This is a genomic window from uncultured Ferrovibrio sp. (assembly GCF_937960835.1).
GTDB lineage: Bacteria > Pseudomonadota > Alphaproteobacteria > Ferrovibrionales > Ferrovibrionaceae > Ferrovibrio.
This window is the reverse complement of sequence record NZ_CALGPC010000013.1, coordinates 1-17,811: the sequence shown is the minus strand read 5'-3', so window position 1 is coordinate 17,811 and position 17,811 is coordinate 1. Positions and strand designations below refer to the sequence as shown.

Sequence of the window (17,811 nt, the reverse complement as noted above, 5' to 3'; positions counted from 1 at the left end):
AGGGCAATAGAGGCAAAAGAAGAAGTAGAGGCAAAAGAAAAGGGGCCGTGTGGCCCCTTTGCATTCGGATCGCCGTCCCGCTCAGCGCGTCGGTGTTGGATGCTCGCCGCGGTAATCGTAGAAGCCGCGATTGGTCTTGCGGCCAAGCCAGCCGGCCTCGACATACTTCACCAGCAGCGGGCAGGGGCGGTACTTGCTGTCGGCCAGGCCCTCATACAGCACCTGCATGATCGACAGGCAGGTGTCCAGACCGATGAAGTCGGCCAGCTGCAGCGGGCCCATCGGGTGGTTGGCGCCCAGCTTCATGGCCGTGTCGATCGCTTCCACCGAGCCGACGCCCTCATAGAGGGTGTAGATCGCCTCGTTGATCATCGGCAGCAGGATGCGGTTGACGATGAAGGCCGGGAAGTCTTCCGAATTGGCCGGAGTCTTGCCCAGCTTCAGGGTCAGTTCGCGCACCTGGCGGAAGGTTTCCTCATCGGTGGCGATGCCGCGGATCAGCTCCACCAGCTGCATCACCGGCACCGGGTTCATGAAGTGCATGCCCATGAACTTTTCGGGCCGGTCGGTGGCCGAGGCCAGCCGGGTCACCGAGATCGACGAGGTGTTGGTGGCCAGCAGCGCCTCGGGCTTCAGCACCGGGCAGAGATCGGCGAAGATCTTCTTCTTGACGCCTTCATTCTCGGTCGCCGCCTCGACCACGAAATCGGTCTGGGCGAAATCCTTGATGTCGGTCGTCGTCCGAATCAGCGACAGCGCCTTCGCGCTGTCGGCTTCGGTGATCTTGCCGCGTGCCACCTGGCGATGCAGGTTGGTGGTGATCGTCTCGATGGCCTTCTTGAGCTGCTCCGGGTTGATATCCTGCAGCAGGACATCATAGCCGGCCAGCGCGCAGACATGGGCAATGCCATTGCCCATCTGGCCGGCGCCGATCACCCCAATGGTCTTGATCATGCGGTACGGGTCCTCTATGGCCTACACGCTTACTTCGACAGCTCGGCTTCGAGTTCCGGCAGGATCTTGAACAGATCGCCGACCAGGCCGTAATCGGCGACCTGGAAGATCGGCGCCTCTTCGTCCTTGTTGATGGCGACGATCACCTTGCTGTCCTTCATGCCAGCCAGATGCTGGATCGCGCCGGAGATGCCGACGGCGATGTAAAGCTGCGGTGCGACGATCTTGCCGGTCTGGCCGACCTGATAGTCATTCGGGACGAAGCCGGCATCGACCGCAGCGCGGCTGGCGCCGACGGCGGCACCGAGCTTGTCGGCGACGGCTTCGATCAGCTTGAAATTCTCGCCCGAGCCCATGCCGCGGCCGCCGGAGATGACGATCTTGGCCGAGGTCAGTTCCGGACGGTCGGACTTCTGCAGTTCCTGGCCGATGAACTTCGACAGGCCCGGATCGGCAGCGGCTTCACCCTTCTCGATGGCGGCAGAGCCGCCTTCCGCGGCGGCGGCCTGGAAGCCGGTGGCGCGCACGGTGATCACCTTGATCGGGTCGGTCGACTGCACGGTCGCCATGGCGTTGCCGGCATAGATCGGACGCACGAAGGTATCTTCCGATTTCACTTCGATGATGCCCGAGATCTGCATGACGTCGAGCAGGGCGGCGACGCGCGGCATCACGTTCTTGCCCGAGGTCGTCTCAGGCGCCAGCACGGCCTTGTAGTTCTTGGCCAGACCGGCCACCAGCGGCGCCAGCGCCTCGGCCAGGCCATGGGCATAATGCGGCGCTTCCACCTGGATGACCTTGGCCACGCCAGCGATCTTGGCGGCGGCTTCGGCGGCGGGGCCGCAGTTCTCGCCGGCAACCAGCACATGCACCTCGCCGCCGATCTTGGTGGCGGCGGTGACGGTGTTCAGCGTCGGAGCCTTCAGCGAGGCGTTGTCGTGTTCGGCAATGACGAGGCAGCTCATATCAGATCACTCCCGCTTCGGTCTTCAGCTTCTGCACCAGGGTCGCCACATCGGGCACCTTGATGCCGGCGGAGCGCTTCGGCGGCTCGTCGACGGACAGAGTCTTCAGGCGCGGCGCGATATCGACGCCCAGATCCTCCGGGGTCTTTTCGTCAATCGGCTTCTTCTTCGCCTTCATGATGTTCGGCAGGCTGGCATAGCGCGGCTCGTTCAGGCGCAGGTCGGTGGTCACCACCGCCGGCAGCTTCAGTTCCACGGTCTCAAGGCCGCCGTCGACTTCGCGCACCACGGTCGCCTTGCCGTCGGCCAGCGTCACCTTGTTGGCGAAGGTGCCCTGCGGCCAGTTCATCAGCGCGGCCAGCATCTGGCCGGTCTGATTGCTGTCGTCGTCGATCGCCTGCTTGCCGACGATGACAAGCTGCGGCTGCTCAGCCTCGGCGATCTTGGCCAGGATCTTGGCCACGGCCAGCGGCTGCACTTCGGCGTCGGTCTTCACCAGGATGCCGCGGTCGGCGCCCATCGCCAGCGCGGTGCGGATCGTCTCCTGCGCCTGCGTCGGGCCGATCGAGACGACGACGACTTCGCTCGCGGTGCCGGCTTCCTTCAGCCGCACGGCCTCTTCGACGGCGATTTCGTCGAATGGATTCATCGACATCTTCACGTTGGCGAGGTCGACACCCGTCTTATCCGGCTTGACCCGGATCTTGACGTTGAAATCCACCACGCGCTTGACCGCGACCAGAACCTTCATGGACCTTCAACCTTATGATTGCTTCGCGAAACGGCTAGCCAAACGAACGGGCCGCGGCCCGGATCGGGCGGGCGCCTGCGTTTTTTCGCGCTGCACACTATAACCCGCAGGTAAGGCTGTCAACGAACCGCAACCGGATGTTTCCGCTTCGTCAGCACCCCGTAACGTGCTGCAATGCTGAAGAGAATTCGCCTTTTACGCGTCGCGGAAAACGCTGCGGCAACCCCTTGCGTTCAGTCTGCTGCGTCCAGCCTGCTGCGTCCAGTCTGCTGCGTTCAATCCAAAGCGACACCGGGCCAGCGCGCCCGCCAGGCCTGGAGCATCAGAACGGTCCATAAGGCATGCTGGCCGTTGCGGCGGCCGCTCAGATGATCCTGCCAGCGCTGCCGCACGGGGGCTGGATCGATCAGTCCATCCGCGCGCAGACGCTGCTCTGAGAGCAGATCCTCCGCCCAGTCGCGCAACGGCCCGCGCAGCCAGTCGCCGAGCGGAATGCCAAAGCCGGTTTTGGGCCGCTCCACCATCTCGCGCGGCACGTAACGATACAGCACGTTGCGCAAAATGCGTTTGCCCTGGCCGCCTTTCAGCAGCCGGTCCGGCGGCAAGGTCCAGGCGAATTCCACCACGCGGTGATCCAGCAGCGGCACGCGCGCTTCCAGTGAGACGGCCATGCTCGCGCGGTCGACCTTCGTCAGGATGTCGTCGGGCAGGTAGCCTGTCATGTCGCGATAGCGCAGCCGCGCTACGACTTCGGGCAGATCGGAAGATAACGTCGCATCGTATGGTGCATCCGGCGCAGCGCCGCGCACCATCGCCGCGGCATCGGGCCAGAGCGAGATCAGCCGCTCATACATGCGATCCGCATCGGCCTCGGCAAGAATCGTCGCCGCCTTATGGATCTTGTCGCCAAGCTGGCGCGGCCTGGAGTTCTGCGGCAGCGGTGAAAGCAGCTTCTCCCACTCTGCCGGCGACAGCATGCGCAACATCCGACCGGCTGCCGCCCGCAGGCCCCGGGGCCAGGGGGCCAGCCATGGCCATAGCCGACTGATGCCCCAATAGCGCACGTAACCGGCAAAGACCTCATCGCCGCCATCGCCCGACAGCGCCACGGTGACCTCGCGGCGAGCCAGTTGCGATACCAGGAAGGTCGGAATCTGCGACGAATCCGCAAAGGGCTCGTCGTAAATGTCGGGCAGTTGCGGGATTACTGCATGCGCCTGCTTTGGCGTGACGAGCATGCTGGTGTGGTCGGTGCCCAGATGCCGGGCCACAGCGGCTGCATGATGGGCTTCGCTGAATTCATCCTCGTCAAAACCGATGGAGAAGGTTTTGATCGGCCGCGACGACTGCGCCTGCATCAGCGCCACGACGGTCGATGAATCGAGGCCGCCGGACAGAAATGCGCCAAGTGGCACATCTGCCATCATGCGGCGCTTGACCGCATCGGTGAGCAGATCATGCAATGCATCGTTCTGCTCGGCCTCGCTGCGCTGATCGCGGTTGCGCTGGCCTTGCGCGGCAATCTGGCGCAGATCCCAAAAGCAGCTCAGTGTTTCACGGCCATCGTGACCGATGCGCAGGATATGACCAGGCAACAGCTTGCGCACGCCGGCATAAATCGAATGCGGTGCCGGCACGTAGGACAGCCGCAGGTACTCAGCTAGCGCCGAGCGGTCGAGCCTTGGCTGCCAGCCTGGATAAGCAGTCAGCGCCTTCAGCTCCGAACCGAACAATAATGTCCTGCCCTCTGCGGTATCCTGGATCGTCCAGTAGAGCGGCTTGATGCCCAGCCGGTCGCGCACCAGCCACAGGCAGCGTTCCTGCCGGTCCCAAAGCGCGAAGGCGAACATGCCGATGAAGCGTTTGATCGCTGTTTCCACGCCCCAGGCCGCGCAGGCTTGCAGCAGCACTTCGGTATCCGAATGGCCGCGGAAATTGATTTCGGGCAGATCGCGCGCCACCTCGGCGGCATTGAAGATTTCGCCGTTATAGCAGATGACGAAGCGCTCGTTGGCGCTGTGCATCGGCTGGGCGCCGGTCTCGGTCAGATCGACGATGGCCAGCCGGCGATGGCCCAGCGCCAGTCCCGCCGGCGCATCGACCCAGCGCGTATCGGCATCCGGCCCGCGATAGGCGATGGCGTCAGTCATCGCCTTCACCCGTTGGCTCAGCAGATCGGCAGGCAGGCCCCGCCAGGTCAGAATGCCGGCAATGCCGCACATAAACTACAGGCCTCCACCGGGAGAAGGATTTGCGCCGAAGGGCGGGGGCTGCTGGAAAGTGTCGCCAATCGCCTCCTGGTACAGCCGGCAATATCGATCACCTACGGCTTCCAGGGCAAAATGGTCCTCGGCGCGGCGGCGGGCTTTCTGCCGGAGCTCTTGCAGCGTGGACGGCGGAGCATCAATGAGGGTGAGGACAGCGTCCGCCAGGCGGGCTGGATCGCGCGGTGGCACGCAGATGCCGCAATCGCCAAGGATCGCTGCCGTATCGCCGACATCGGTGGCAATGCAGGGCAGGCCGCAGGCCAGTGCCTCACCAAGGACATTGGGAAAACCCTCGCCATAGGCGGAACTGAGCACGAAAAGGTCCAGGCTGGGCAGCAGGCGATCGATATCGCTGCGCTCGCCAAGCAGGTGCAGATGGCCTTTGAGCTGCTCTGCGGCCTTGGCAAAGATCGGCGTCTCGATGGTGCAGCCCTTGCCGATAAGGACGAAATGGGTCTGCGGGCGCTTTGTCAGCACCAGCTTGGCCATCAGCAGGAATGCTTCGTGATCCTTCATCGGGTCATGGCGCGCCACCATTCCGACCAGGAAGGCGTCGGATGGGAGGCCGATCTCATCCTGTATGGTCCGGCTGCCGGGCATGGGGCGGTAGATGGAAAGATCGAAGCCGTTCGGGATGTATTCCCAGCGCGGCGGCCGGTAGCCCAGGGCAGCGTGGTGGCGCTGTCCCGCCACTGAATTGGTGATCATCGCCCAGGGGCGGTGTGAAAGCCAGATCGCCATGCGCCGTGCAAGGCGCGTTGAAAGGGCATAATTGCCAAGCTCCATGTCAGAGCAACGCAGATTCCAGATCAAGGTTGCCGGCGAGCGGCTCCACCAATGCGCCAGGCAGCCGGTCAAATCGGCATGATAAAGCCATGTCTGCAGAATATCCGGCTTCGTTTGCCGCAGAATTCGGCCAAGCCGCGTGATGGCTGCCGGCAGGTGGAGGACGCTGGTCATGCCGAGCGCATCAACTTTAAAGCCGACCTTCATCAGTTGCCGTCCGATCGGCCCGATGCTGGTGAGGCTCACAATATGATTCTCATGGCCACGCGCTCGCAGGTCGCAGACCAGCTTCTGCAGCATCCGCTCAGCCCCGCCTGTGCCCAGTCCTGTGATCACGTGGAGAATCTTGATCGTCATGAACTCATGCAGTTGTTAGGCGCAAGCGGATTGAATGCGCCATGATGTGATGCAGTGCTCAAGTGCAGGCCGGTATCTTCCAGAACTGAGCGACACGACAGGTGAGCATGCATCGAACCAGTGCGTTTCTCCTGTTGCGGCTCTTTGGACGCGGATGCAACAAGAGGATAGTGCTACTTGGAGATGTCGCGAGAGAGCCGAGGAACGCGCAACAGAGGCCGGGCTTCACTCGCAGCGCGGCTGAGACTATCGCATCGCCAGGTCGCACGGATGGGGGCGGACAGCGAGCAGGTATAGAGATCGCTTCGGTTGTCGACCAGCTCTCCGTTGGTGCAGTTCTGGGCTACGAGTTTCTGAATCTTCATCTCATCATGAAAGAGCTTGTTATAGCAGACATGCAGGTATGGGCGGCCGGTCGACGGCTCGCTCATGGGCAGATTCGGTAAAATCGCGTAGTCGTCTCTACTGTCCTCGGATGTCCAGCGCCCTACATAGTAGGGGTCGAGCGGCGAGCTGCTGCAGCCGCCGAGGATTGCCAACACGCCTATGGCAAAAAGTCGTTTCAACTTGAATTCCTTGCACAATCCGGCTGCGGTGACCCTAGCGGATAATGGCCGCGAAAAACACCCCCAGACGGGCAGCCCCAACCTTCCGCCCAGTCTGCACGTCGCCTGTCCGCACGTCGCCTGTCCGCACGTCGCCGGTCCGCACTTCACCCGTCCGCACGTCGCCCGTCCGCACGTCGCCAGTCGCTCTGCCCTGTGACGGCGGTTATTTACCGATGGATTCCTTAAGCGTAAGGCTTGAGGGCTCGACGATAGGAGGCCGGCTTGGGCAAAGCGATACTGGAGTCCTACTATGCCGCGCTGAAAGCCGGCGACTTTACCGCGCTGGAGCGTCTGCTGACGCCCGATATCTGCGTGCGCTATTACGGCCCGCCAGGCCTGCTGCCCTGGGGCGGCGTGCATCGTGGCTTTGCCGCGTACCAGCGCTTCCTCACCCTGGTGCGCGAGCATCTGGAGATCGTCGAGGTGGTCCAGGAGGCGGTGATTGCCGAGGGCGACTGGATCGTGGTGCTCGGACGCGGCGCCTGGCGGGCGCGGGCGACCGAGCGCGACATCGCTGCCAGCATGACCAACGCCTTCCGCATCGAAGGGGGCCGGATCGCCGAATACCGGGTCTATACCGATACCGCCGCCTTTGCCGCCGCCCTGAAGCGGTGACGCCGTCCATGTCCATGCCAATGTCCATGCCAATGTCCATGCCAATGTCCATGCCGATGCCCACGCCCATGCCCTCCCGCACGATCAAACGCCTGCATCCCGCCTATCGCGACGATATCGGCGATCTTGTCACCCGCCGCCCGCTGCCCGGCCCGGCGCTCGATCAGCTCGATCCTTTTCTTTTCCTCAATCATCACGGCCCGCAGGTCTATCCGCCCAACAATCGCGGCCTGCCTTTCGGCCCGCATCCCCATCGCGGCTTCGAGACGGTGACTTTCATCCTGGACGGCGAACTCGCCCATCTCGATACCGGCGGCCATGAAAGCGTGATCCGGGCTGGCGGCGTGCAATGGATGACGGCGGGCCGCGGCCTCGTCCATGCGGAACTCTCGTCCGCCGCCTTCAAGCGCTCCGGCGGCCCGCTGGAAATCCTCCAGCTCTGGGTCAATCTTCCCGCCCGGCTGAAAATGACTGCGCCGCGTTATGTCGGCCTGCAGGGCGAGGATATTCCCGCCATCGCAGCCGATGACGGCAAGGTCACGCTCAACCTGATTGCAGGCAGCTGGCAGGAGCAGAAGGGCCCGATCCAGCCGCTGCTCGATTTCTTCATGGCGACCTTGCGCTTTGCGCCCGGCGGCCGCCTGTCCCTGCCGGTGGCCGCGGGCCGCAACGTCTTTCTCTATGTCGTCAGCGGTGCGCCTGAGGTCGGCGGCCAGCCGGCCAGGCCGCATCACCTGGTCGAACTGAACAATGACGGCGACAGCGTGGAGATCGCGGCCGGCACCGACGCGGTCATCCTGTTCGGCCATGCCGAACCGCTCAACGAGCCCGTCGTCGCCCATGGCCCCTTCGTGATGAATACGCGCGAGGAAATCCTGCAGGCCATTCAGGACTACCAGACCGGCAAGATGGGTGATCTGCGGATCTAGCTGCAAATCGCGTTTATATTCCTATAATGCCTGTCGCGTTCCCATTCTCTTGGCCGGGAAGGCATGGCTTCGGCAGCAAGATATGCAGGCCCACTTCACGATGGCCCGCCGATGGCCCCGCGAGCCCATCATCCCCGGCCGCGCCAGCCCCTATCGCACCAACATCTCGATCGCACCAACATCGATCTGCCCTGGCATCGATCTGCCCTGGCATCGATCTGCCCTGACATCGATCTGCCCTGACATCGGCCTGCCCGGCCCCGATACCGAAAGGCCTGGGCGTGACGACGGGCTATCCGTGATCCCGCTCCCGCTGTTAAGGAGCCGCTGCAACGTCAGCTTTCCCTCGCTTGCGTCAGCGGCAGAGGGAGGGGCCGGCGCGCAGCGGCGGGAGGGCGAGGTCATGGCATGACGCGCATGCAAATGTGCCGAAAAACCCTGTGCCTGCCCTTGTAGAACTCCGCGGGCTTCCCACATTTCGGCCATGGGGCCCGTCGTCGATCTGCCGCCTGCCGGGGGTCGTTCCATAAAGGGCTGCCGAATAAGGAGTTCGACATGGATTTCGAAAAATACACCGAACGCGCCCGCGGTTTCCTGCAAGCAGCCCAGACCATGGCGCTCGCCCGCGGCCATCAGCGCTTCTCGCCCGAACATCTTCTGAAGGTTCTGCTGGACGATCCGGAAGGCATGGCCGCCGGTCTTGTGCGGGCTGCGGGCGGCCAGCCCGAGACTGCCAAGGCCAGGAACGAAGAAGCGCTGGCCCGGATTCCGAAGGTGGAAGGCGCCGGCGCGGGGCAGCTTTATCTCGCGCCCGAAATGGCGCGCCTTTTTGAGACCGCCGAGAAGCTGCGCGAGAAGGCGGGCGACAGTTTCGTTGCCGCCGAGCGCCTGTTGCAGGCGATCGCGCTGTCGGCTGGCACGCCGGCTGCCGATGCGCTGAAGGCCGCCAATGTCACGCCGCAATCGCTTGAAAAGGCGATCCAGGATATGCGCAAGGGCCGCAAGGCCGATACGGCCTCTGCCGAGCAGGGCTACGATGCGCTGAAGAAATACGCCCGCGACCTCACCGAGGCGGCCGAAAGCGGCAAGCTCGATCCGGTGATCGGCCGCGACGAGGAAATCCGCCGCACCATCCAGGTGCTGTCGCGGCGCACCAAGAACAATCCCGTGCTGATCGGCGAACCGGGCGTGGGCAAGACCGCCATCGTCGAAGGCCTGGCGCTGCGCATCGCCAAGGGCGACGTGCCGGAAAGCCTGAAAGACAAGCGCCTGATGGCGCTCGATCTCGGTGCCATGATCGCCGGCGCGAAATTCCGCGGCGAATTCGAAGAGCGCCTGAAGGCGGTGCTGGCCGAAGTCACCGCCGCCGAAGGCCAGATCGTGCTGTTCATCGACGAGCTGCATACGCTGGTCGGTGCCGGCAAGGCCGATGGCGCGATGGATGCCTCCAACCTGCTCAAGCCGGCGCTTGCGCGCGGCGAGCTGCATTGCGTCGGCGCCACCACGCTGGACGAGTATCGCAAATACATCGAGAAGGATGCGGCGCTGGCGCGGCGTTTCCAGGCGGTCTTCGTCGGCGAGCCGAGCGTGGAGGACACCATCTCCATCCTGCGCGGCCTGAAAGAGAAGTACGAGATGCACCATGGCGTGCGCATCACCGACAGCGCCATCGTTGCGGCCGCCACGCTGTCCAACCGCTACATCACCGACCGCTTCCTGCCCGACAAGGCGATCGACCTGGTCGACGAGGCGGCCTCGCGCCTGCGCATGGAAGTCGACAGCAAGCCGGAAGCGGTGGATGAGCTCGACCGCCGCATCATCCAGCTGAAGATCGAGCGCGAGGCGCTCAAGAAGGAAACCGACAACGCCTCCAAGGACCGGCTGGCCAAGCTGGAAAAGGAACTCGCCGATCTGGAAGAGCAGTCGAATGCGCTCACCGCTGCCTGGCAGGCGGAGAAGGCCAAGCTTGGCGATGCGCAGAAGCTGAAGGAGCAACTTGATCAGGCGCGCCTCGATCTGGAGCAGGCGCAGCGCAAGGCCGACTGGAACCGCGCGTCCGAGCTGTCCTATGGCGTGATCCCCGATCTGGAGCGCAAGCTGAAGGAAGCCGAGAAGAGCGGCACCGGCGATGGCCAGAAGCCGGCCATGCTGCGCGAGGCGGTCACCGATAACGACATCGCCGGCGTGGTGTCGCGCTGGACCGGCATCCCGGTCGACAAGATGCTCGCAGGTGAGCGCGAGAAGCTGCTTACCATGGAGCAGAAGCTGGCGACCCGCGTGGTCGGCCAGGACGAGGCCCTGGTGGCGGTTTCCAATGCGGTGCGCCGTGCGCGTGCCGGCCTGCAGGATCCGAACCGGCCGATCGGCAGCTTCCTCTTCCTCGGCCCGACCGGCGTCGGCAAGACCGAGCTGACCAAGGCGCTGGCAGAATTCCTCTTCGATGACGATACCGCGATGGTGCGCATCGATATGTCGGAATACATGGAGAAGCATGCCGTCAGCCGCCTGATCGGCGCGCCGCCGGGCTATGTCGGCTATGAGGAGGGTGGCGCGCTCACCGAAGCGGTGCGGCGCCGGCCCTATCAGGTGATCCTGTTCGACGAGGTCGAAAAGGCGCATCCGGATGTCTTCAACGTGCTGCTGCAGGTGCTCGATGACGGGCGCCTTACGGATGGACAGGGCCGCACGGTGGATTTCCGCAACACGGTGATCATCCTGACCTCGAATCTGGGCAGCGAATATCTCGCCTCTTACAAGGGCGATGAGCTGGACGAAGCCGTGCGTCATCAGGTGATGGAAGTGGTCCGCGCCAATTTCCGGCCGGAATTCCTCAACCGCCTGGACGAGATCATCCTATTCCGGCGCTTAAGCCGCGAGAACATGACCGGCATCGTCGATATCCAGCTCGGCCGCCTGCGCAAGCTCTTGGCCGACCGCAAGATCGAACTCAAGCTGGACGATGCTGCCAAGCACTGGCTTGGCGATGCCGGCTACGATCCGGTCTACGGCGCGCGGCCCCTGAAGCGGGTAATCCAGCGCGCGCTGCAGAACCCGCTCGCCAGCATGATCCTGGAAGGCCAGATCGCCGACGGCACCACGGTCAACGTCTCCGCCGGCCCCAAAGGCCTGATCATCCAGGGCCGCGAGGTGGACCTGGCCGCGGAGTAGCGGGCGTAAGACGGCGGCACCGGCGGCGCCCCCTCACGCCGCGCCGATATCAGGCCGCCGTTTTGGTCGCCGGTACCATCTTCGTCCTCCCCGGGCTTGACCCGAGGATCTTGTGCCGGTTGGCGCAAGATGCTCGGGTCAATCCCGGGCATGACGAGTGAGGGGTTGTTCTCGTTCGCATGATTTGTCATGACCGGCTTTACATGGGCCATCCATGCGTTTCTTTTTCACGTCTGCTGAAAAAGGAGCGCGTGGATGCCACGACCAAGCCGTGGCCCGACCAAATTGAAAAGGCGTGCCGTTACTTCCCAAACGCCTCCTTCAGCGCGTGATCCAGGTCGTCGATCAAATCGTCTGGATGCTCCAGTCCGATCGAGACGCGGATCAGGCCTTCGGTGACGCCCAAGGTATCCAGCACGTCCTTGCCGACGCTGGAATGCGTGGTCGAGGCCGGATGGCAGATCAGCGATTCCGTGCCGCCCATCGACACCGCCGATTTGAAGAGCTGCAGCGCGTTGATCAGCTTGAAGGCCTGCTGGCGGCTGGCATTGTTGAGCGTGAACGAGAATGTCGAGCCCGGCCCGGTGCATTGCCTTTTGTAGACGGCGGCATAGCGCGGATCGTTGTTGAGTTCCGGGTGGTGCACGGTGACCGGCGCATGCGGATTCTCCGCCAGCCATTGGGCCACCTTGCGGCCTGACTCGGCGGCGCGGGTCATGCGCAGCACAAGCGTTTCGAGCGAGCGGGCGATCATCCAGCTCGAATGCGGATCGAGCTGCGAGCCGAAGGCTGAGCGGATGGTGCGGATTTTGGTCAGCAGTTCGCGCGGACCGGCGACGCTGCCGGCCACCAGGTCGCTATGGCCGCCGACATATTTGGTGAGCGAATAGGCGGCCAGGTCGATGCCCTGCTGCAGGGGCTTCTGGAAGACCGGCCCCAGCATCGTATTGTCGCAGACGATCAATGGCCGCTGCCCGGTCCGCTGGCCGATTTCGTTGGCCACTTCGACCACGGCGGCGAAATCGACCATCGCGTTGGTCGGATTGGCCGGCGTCTCGATGAAGATCATGCCCACCCGCCCGGCGGCATGGTCGGCGGCGCGGCGGACCGCATCGGCATCGAGGCCGTCATGGAACTCGCTCGAGGCGATGCCGAATTCGGGCAGGATCTTGCGCACCATGGTTTCGGTGCCGCCATAGAGCGGAGAGGAATGCACCACCGCATCGCCCGGGCGCAGGAAGGCGAGGAAGCAGGCGCTGATCGCTGCCATGCCGCTGGAGAAGACGGCGGCGGCTTCGGCGCCTTCCAGCAGGGCGAGGCGGTCCTCGACAATCTCGAGATTCGGGTGGTTGAAGCGCGAGTAGATCAGCCCTGCCTTCTCGCCGGGGGGCAGCTTGGTGCGGCCGGACAGCGTGTCGAAGAAGGCGGCGCCGTCCTCGGCCGAATGGAAGGCGAAGGTGGAGGTAAGGAAGACCGGCGGCTTGACCGCGCCTTCCGAAAGGAAGGGGTCATAGCCATAGGACATCATCAGGGTTTCCGGATGCAGGTCGCGATGGCCGGCCCTGGTTCGGGTCTGGCGTGTCTTCGGGTTCTGCTTGGTCATGTTTCCTCCTGATGCAGGATCAGGAGGAATATAGGGCGAGGCGCAAGGAGGGCAGCAAATCAGTCCGGCAGCATGCGGACATAGCCCGGCTGCGCCGCCACGCGGTCGAGCCAGGCCCTGATCCGCGGGAAAGGCGCCAGATCAAGGTCGGCTTCATCGGCGCGGTGCGTGTAGGCATAGAGGGCGATATCGGCGATCGTGTAGCGGCCGCCGGCGAAGAAGTCGTTTTCGGCCAGATGCCGCTCCATGACGCCGAGCGCGGCGCGGCCGCGCTCCAGCCGCTCGGGCAGCTCGGCCATGCGCGGATGGTTGCGCCCCAGATGGCGCAGGATGTAGCGCGGCGTCGCCACATAGGGCTCGTGGCTGTATTGCTCGAAGAACAGCCATTGCAGCACCTGAGCTTTCTCCTTGCGCTCAGACGGCCAATATTTGGTGCCGTCGGCGAGGTAGCAGAGGATGGCGTTCGATTCCGCGAGATAAGTGCCATCCTCCAGCTTCAGGGTCGGGATGCGGCCATTGGGATTCTTGGCGAGGAACTCCGCCCTGCGCGTCTCGCCCTTGTCGATGTCAATCTCCACGCGCTCATAGGCAATGCCCAGTTGGGCGAGCAGCAGGCGGCATTTATAGCCGTTGCCGGAATCGAGATAGTCGTAAAGCGTGAGCATCAGGCGGCTGTCCCTATAGAGGCTGTCCCTATAGAGGCTGTCTCCACAGAGACCGTGTCCACGGAGCCCGGCTCTCGGCCTTTCGCGAAGGCAAAACCCTCATCGGCCCAGCCGGTCATGCCGCCGATCATGATCTTCACGGCATAGCCCAGCGACGCCAGCTTCAGCGCGGCGCGGTCGGCCCCATTGCAGTGCGGCCCCGCGCAGTAGACGACGAACAGCGTGTCTGCAGGCCAGCGCGCCGCGATCCGCTCCGCGGTGATGTCGGCATGCGGCAGGCTGATCGCACCCGGCACATGGGCCTCGGCATAGGCATTCCGCCCGCGCACGTCGAGCAGCACGAAATCCTGCAGCCCGTTCTGCAGGGCGTGATGCACGTCCCAGCAGTCGGTTTCGAAGGTGAACTTGGCGGCGAAATGGCGGACCGCCTCGGCACTGGCGGCGGCGGGGACGGCGGCGACAAGGCTGGGCATGGCTGATCCTTTCTGGTGGTTTTGTGAGCGGTTTTTGTTGCGCGCCAGCTTTGCCTAATCGAAACCTGGCATCAAACCAGAGTTTCTGTGGTATTGGCTTAGGAAATCTAAGCCTTCATACTGCCCCCATGCGCCGCCGCCTGCCGCCGCTCAATTCGCTCCGCGCCTTCGAGGCCGCCGCCCGCCATGGCAGCTTTGCGCTTGCCGCCGCGGAGCTCGGCGTCACGCCGGCAGCTGTGAGCCAGCAGGTCAAGATGCTGGAGGCACAGCTCAAGCTGCCGCTGTTCCGCCGCCTGCCGCGCGGGCTGGAGCTCACCGAGGCCGGCCGCGCCTATCTGCCGGGCTTAAGCGACGGGCTGGATCGTCTGGCGGCAGCGACCGCGCAGGTCAGGGAAGGCCGCGCCAGCGGCGTGGTGACGGTGACGACCCTGGCCTCTTTTGCGGCTGGCTGGCTGGTGCCGCGCCTGAGTGATTTCCGCCGCCGCTATCCCGGCATCGACCTGCGGCTCGATACCTCGCGCCATCTGGTCGATTTCGCCCGCGAGGATGTCGATATCGCGATCCGCTTCGGCCGTGGCGCAACGAAGGGCCTGGAAGCGGTGCATCTGCTGGATGAAGTGCTGTTCCCGGTGGCGAGCCCCGCGCTTCTTCATGGCACCAAGCCGCTCAACCGGTTTGAGGATCTCGCGCATCACATCCTGCTGCACGATGTCGATGCCTTGCCCAACCAGCCCTGGATGCATTGGCAGAGCTGGTTCGAGCGCGAGGGCCTCGATCCCAAGGCCGCATCGCGCGGCCTGTTTTTCACGGACTCGAATGTGCTGGTTGCGGCCGCCGTCGCCGGACAGGGCGTTGCCTTGGGCCGCGCGCCGCATCTGGGCGAGCATCTGGCAAAAGGCCGCCTGGTGCGGCTGTTCGAGCAGTCGTGGAAGGCCGACTGGGCCTATCACATCGTGGCACCGGCGGCGCAGTTCCGCCGGCCTCTGGTCAGGACATTCGTCGATTGGCTGCTGGAGCAGGCCAGCGCGGGCAACGACTACGCCGAGTAGCGGTGATCACTCGGCGTTGCCGAGCATGGCGAGCTGCGGCGTGCCGCGGATCTCGGCATCGATCTTCTCGATATGCTCGCGGAAGCGGGCGAGTTCCTTGCCCTCCAGCTTGCGCCCCGACGGGAAGCGTATGCCTGCCGGATTGACCTGCTTGCCGTTGACGATCACTTCGTAATGCAGATGCGGGCCAGTGGAACGCCCGGTGGTGCCGACATTGCCGATCACCTGGCCCTGGCGCACGCGCTGGCCCGGCTTCACGGCGATGCGGCTCATATGCGCATAGGCGGTGGCATAGCCGTTGGCGTGCTTGATGCGCACATACTGGCCATAGCCGCCATTCCAGCCGGCGACTTCGACCACGCCATCGCCGGCAGCCTGGATCGGCGTGCCGGTCGGCGCGCCGAAATCGGAGCCCTTATGCATCAGCGAGTAGCCAAGGATCGGATGCCGGCGCAGGCCGAATTTTGAGGTCAGCCTGGCGCCGTCGATCGGCGTGCGCAGCAGCGCCTTGCGCACGCTCTGGCCGGCAGGCGTGAAGTAATCGGCATCGCCGCCGTCAGAGGGCTGATAGTAGTAGTAGCGCAGCTCGCGGCCCGACAGCGTTATCGAGGCAGCGGCAATGCGGCCGGTCTTCACCGTGTTGCCGTTGTCGTCATAGTGGCGCTCGAAGAAAACCTCGAAGCGGTCGCCGCGCTGGATCTCGCGCTGGAAGTCGACATCATAGGAGAAGATGCGGATGAACTCGCCGAGCAGGCCGTTGCTTAAGCCGGCATTGAGGCCCGCGTTATAAAGGCTGTCGTCGATCTCGCCGGAAACGCGCGCATGATCGACGTTGAATTCGCGGATGATTTCATTGGCGGTGAAGCCGTCGTCGCTGCGCACCACGGAGACTTCGCGCTCGATGCTGGGCGACAGCGCCAGCTCGAACAGGCGATAGCTGTCGGCGTCGTTGCGTTCGAATGTCAGCGTGATTTCCTGGCCGACTTTCAAGCGGCGCGGATTGAACTTCTCGCCCAAAGCGGAAATCGCCGCCTGGCTTTCGCTTGGCTCGGCGCCGGCTTCGGTCAGCAATTGCATGAGCGTGTCGCCAGGCGCCACTGCGACCTTCTTGAGCACTCTGGCGGGGAGGAGGTCGCTGGCGTCAAAGGCCTGCGGCCACCACAGATCGGGCTGCGTGACAAAGGCTTCGAGCGTAGGCGCGACGCGGAAAGCTTCCGCCACCGCCTTTTCAGCCTTCTGCGCCGGTTCGGTCGTCTGCTGCTTCATCTGCAGCATCAGCACGCCGCCCAGCAAACCGGCTGCCGCAAAGGCAAGCGGTAGAATCTTTGCGGGCCGCAGGGCCGAGCTGGCGGCCAAGCGGTTGGAATCGCTACGCTTCGACAAACAAAAATCCCCCGTCCAACGAAGGTGCCCCCCAAAGGGCGGGAAGACTATCGCCCAGCAGAATCGCGGGGGTCAAGAAATTATCGCAGCGCAACCGGGTAGAAAAAGCGTAACCCCAACGCCACCTAACCCGCTATTTTGCCAAGGAAATTTCCGGAAAACCGGGCCTTGAGCGGCGCCATCGATGCCGTCAGGGCGGCTCATCGGCCGTTGCGCCTGCGACCATATGTCTGGCGCGGGTTGGGCCGTCTGGCGGTCATCGGAAGCCTGGAGTCTGTCTTTCTTGAGCGTCGAATAGCCCTGAAGATGCCCCTTGAGTCGGATGGCGGCGAAGATTTTTTTGCCAGCCTGCCCGGGCGCATCGGGAAATGTCGGCTGCTGGCGAAGCTTTTGCCGCGGCATGTGTATCGAATGCTGCGCGCAAGCTTGAAATGGCGCAATGAGATTACCAAATCTTGTGGATAAACCGATACTTATCCCCATTAGGCAGGGCCCCAAAAATTTTTCAAAAAAGCCGTTGACGGGGAGGGGTGATCTGAATATAAACCGCCCCACGACGCGGTCGGGCGGTGGTCCCAAGAGTAGCGTACGGGACACAGGAACGGCAGCGTCTTTTCTGTCTCTAAAGGGTGCGAACCCTGTGGATGACGGGGATACCGGGGAGACCCGGCTGCCACACGCTGGTGTGGTTTGTTGTTGGACATCGTGAATCGGATGGAAGAGATGCGTGGGCGGCGGTGCCGATCCACTGATCTTAGAGATCAGGGATCAACACTCGCTTGCTCAAGCATCGAATAGTAAGGCATCGGTATCGCAAGATATCGGTGACGCTATGCGGGTTCTTTCACACCCCCAGCCGCAAGGCTGATTGTGAAGAACCAAGTCTAGAGTAAGCGGGATTTCTCAAGTCAACTTGAGAGTTTGATCCTGGCTCAGAACGAACGCTGGCGGCAGGCCTAACACATGCAAGTCGAACGCCCCGCAAGGGGAGTGGCGCACGGGTGAGTAACGCGTGGGAATATGCCCTTCGGTTCGGAATAACACAGGGAAACTTGTGCTAATACCGGATACGATCTACGGATGAAAGATTTATCGCCGAAGGAGTAGCCCGCGTAGGATTAGCTAGTTGGTGGGGTAATGGCCTACCAAGGCGACGATCCTTAGCTGGTCTGAGAGGATGATCAGCCACACTGGGACTGAGACACGGCCCAGACTCCTACGGGAGGCAGCAGTGGGGA

General features: G+C 63.5%; 15 protein-coding genes and 1 rRNA gene. 6 read left to right on the top strand and 10 right to left on the bottom strand.

The window, feature by feature from the left end; genetic code table 11:
- Nucleotides 1-81 precede the first annotated feature (81 nt).
- The 6 genes from Q0603_RS12780 to Q0603_RS12755 all read right to left on the bottom strand — a co-directional run bounded on the left by Q0603_RS12780 (nucleotide 82) and on the right by Q0603_RS12755 (nucleotide 6,646).
- The gene (locus Q0603_RS12780) at nucleotides 82-954 is read right to left on the bottom strand and encodes a 3-hydroxybutyryl-CoA dehydrogenase (protein WP_298726231.1); all 873 of its coding nucleotides are present in this window, start codon (nucleotides 952-954) and stop codon (nucleotides 82-84) included.
- Between the two features lie 29 nt (nucleotides 955-983).
- Entirely contained in the window at nucleotides 984-1,919 is a 936-nt protein-coding gene (locus Q0603_RS12775; RefSeq protein WP_298726229.1) for an FAD-binding protein, read from the bottom strand.
- 1 nt (nucleotide 1,920) lies between these two features.
- Complete coding sequence (locus Q0603_RS12770) at nucleotides 1,921-2,670, bottom strand: electron transfer flavoprotein subunit beta/FixA family protein (RefSeq protein WP_298726227.1); 750 nt, start codon at nucleotides 2,668-2,670, stop codon at nucleotides 1,921-1,923.
- 275 nt (nucleotides 2,671-2,945) lie between these two features.
- Nucleotides 2,946-4,892 (bottom strand): asparagine synthase (glutamine-hydrolyzing), encoded by a 1,947-nt coding sequence (gene asnB / locus Q0603_RS12765; RefSeq protein ID WP_298726226.1) that lies wholly within the window; start codon nucleotides 4,890-4,892, stop codon nucleotides 2,946-2,948.
- A 3-nt stretch (nucleotides 4,893-4,895) separates the two neighbouring features.
- A complete protein-coding gene (locus tag Q0603_RS12760) occupies nucleotides 4,896-6,080 on the bottom strand; it encodes a glycosyltransferase (protein ID WP_298726224.1) in 1,185 nt (394 codons plus the stop codon).
- Between the two features lie 173 nt (nucleotides 6,081-6,253).
- Complete coding sequence (locus tag Q0603_RS12755; RefSeq protein ID WP_298726221.1) at nucleotides 6,254-6,646, bottom strand: hypothetical protein; 393 nt, start codon at nucleotides 6,644-6,646, stop codon at nucleotides 6,254-6,256.
- Nucleotides 6,647-6,910: 264 nt separating this feature from the next.
- Here Q0603_RS12755 and Q0603_RS12750 point away from each other — a divergent pair, with 264 nt between their 5' ends.
- The 3 genes from Q0603_RS12750 to clpB all read left to right on the top strand — a co-directional run bounded on the left by Q0603_RS12750 (nucleotide 6,911) and on the right by clpB (nucleotide 11,400).
- Nucleotides 6,911-7,303, top strand: a complete 393-nt coding sequence (locus Q0603_RS12750) for a nuclear transport factor 2 family protein (RefSeq protein WP_298726219.1) — start codon at nucleotides 6,911-6,913, stop codon at nucleotides 7,301-7,303.
- 50 nt (nucleotides 7,304-7,353) lie between these two features.
- On the top strand, nucleotides 7,354-8,232 hold the full coding sequence (locus tag Q0603_RS12745) for a pirin family protein (RefSeq protein ID WP_298726217.1): 879 nt from the start codon (nucleotides 7,354-7,356) through the stop codon (nucleotides 8,230-8,232).
- 555 nt (nucleotides 8,233-8,787) lie between these two features.
- A complete protein-coding gene (gene clpB, locus Q0603_RS12740; protein WP_298726215.1) occupies nucleotides 8,788-11,400 on the top strand; it encodes an ATP-dependent chaperone ClpB in 2,613 nt (870 codons plus the stop codon).
- A gap of 301 nt (nucleotides 11,401-11,701) precedes the next feature.
- Here the strand turns inward: clpB and Q0603_RS12735 are convergent, their stop codons facing one another.
- Genes Q0603_RS12735 through Q0603_RS12725 form a run of 3 tightly spaced genes read right to left on the bottom strand, consistent with a single transcriptional unit; the run spans nucleotide 11,702 to nucleotide 14,141 of the window.
- A complete protein-coding gene (locus Q0603_RS12735) occupies nucleotides 11,702-13,003 on the bottom strand; it encodes a cystathionine gamma-synthase family protein (RefSeq protein WP_298726213.1) in 1,302 nt (433 codons plus the stop codon).
- A gap of 59 nt (nucleotides 13,004-13,062) precedes the next feature.
- Nucleotides 13,063-13,668: a glutathione S-transferase family protein gene (locus Q0603_RS12730; protein WP_298726210.1), complete on the bottom strand. Its 606-nt coding sequence runs from the start codon at nucleotides 13,666-13,668 to the stop codon at nucleotides 13,063-13,065.
- On the bottom strand, nucleotides 13,668-14,141 hold the full coding sequence (locus Q0603_RS12725; protein WP_298726208.1) for a rhodanese-like domain-containing protein: 474 nt from the start codon (nucleotides 14,139-14,141) through the stop codon (nucleotides 13,668-13,670). The genes Q0603_RS12730 and Q0603_RS12725 overlap by 1 nt, the downstream gene beginning before the upstream one ends.
- A gap of 128 nt (nucleotides 14,142-14,269) precedes the next feature.
- Between Q0603_RS12725 and gcvA the strand changes: the two genes are divergently transcribed.
- A complete protein-coding gene (gene gcvA, locus Q0603_RS12720; RefSeq protein ID WP_298726206.1) occupies nucleotides 14,270-15,190 on the top strand; it encodes a transcriptional regulator GcvA in 921 nt (306 codons plus the stop codon).
- Between the two features lie 6 nt (nucleotides 15,191-15,196).
- Here gcvA and Q0603_RS12715 read toward each other — a convergent pair whose 3' ends face one another.
- Complete coding sequence (locus Q0603_RS12715) at nucleotides 15,197-16,573, bottom strand: peptidoglycan DD-metalloendopeptidase family protein (RefSeq protein ID WP_298726204.1); 1,377 nt, start codon at nucleotides 16,571-16,573, stop codon at nucleotides 15,197-15,199.
- A 168-nt stretch (nucleotides 16,574-16,741) separates the two neighbouring features.
- On the opposite strand from Q0603_RS12715, the gene Q0603_RS12710 reads away from it, so the two are divergent.
- Nucleotides 16,742-17,038: a hypothetical protein gene (locus Q0603_RS12710; RefSeq protein ID WP_298726203.1), complete on the top strand. Its 297-nt coding sequence runs from the start codon at nucleotides 16,742-16,744 to the stop codon at nucleotides 17,036-17,038.
- A gap of 444 nt (nucleotides 17,039-17,482) precedes the next feature.
- Nucleotides 17,483-17,811: ribosomal RNA gene (locus tag Q0603_RS12705) — 16S ribosomal RNA — on the top strand; the annotation flags it as partial.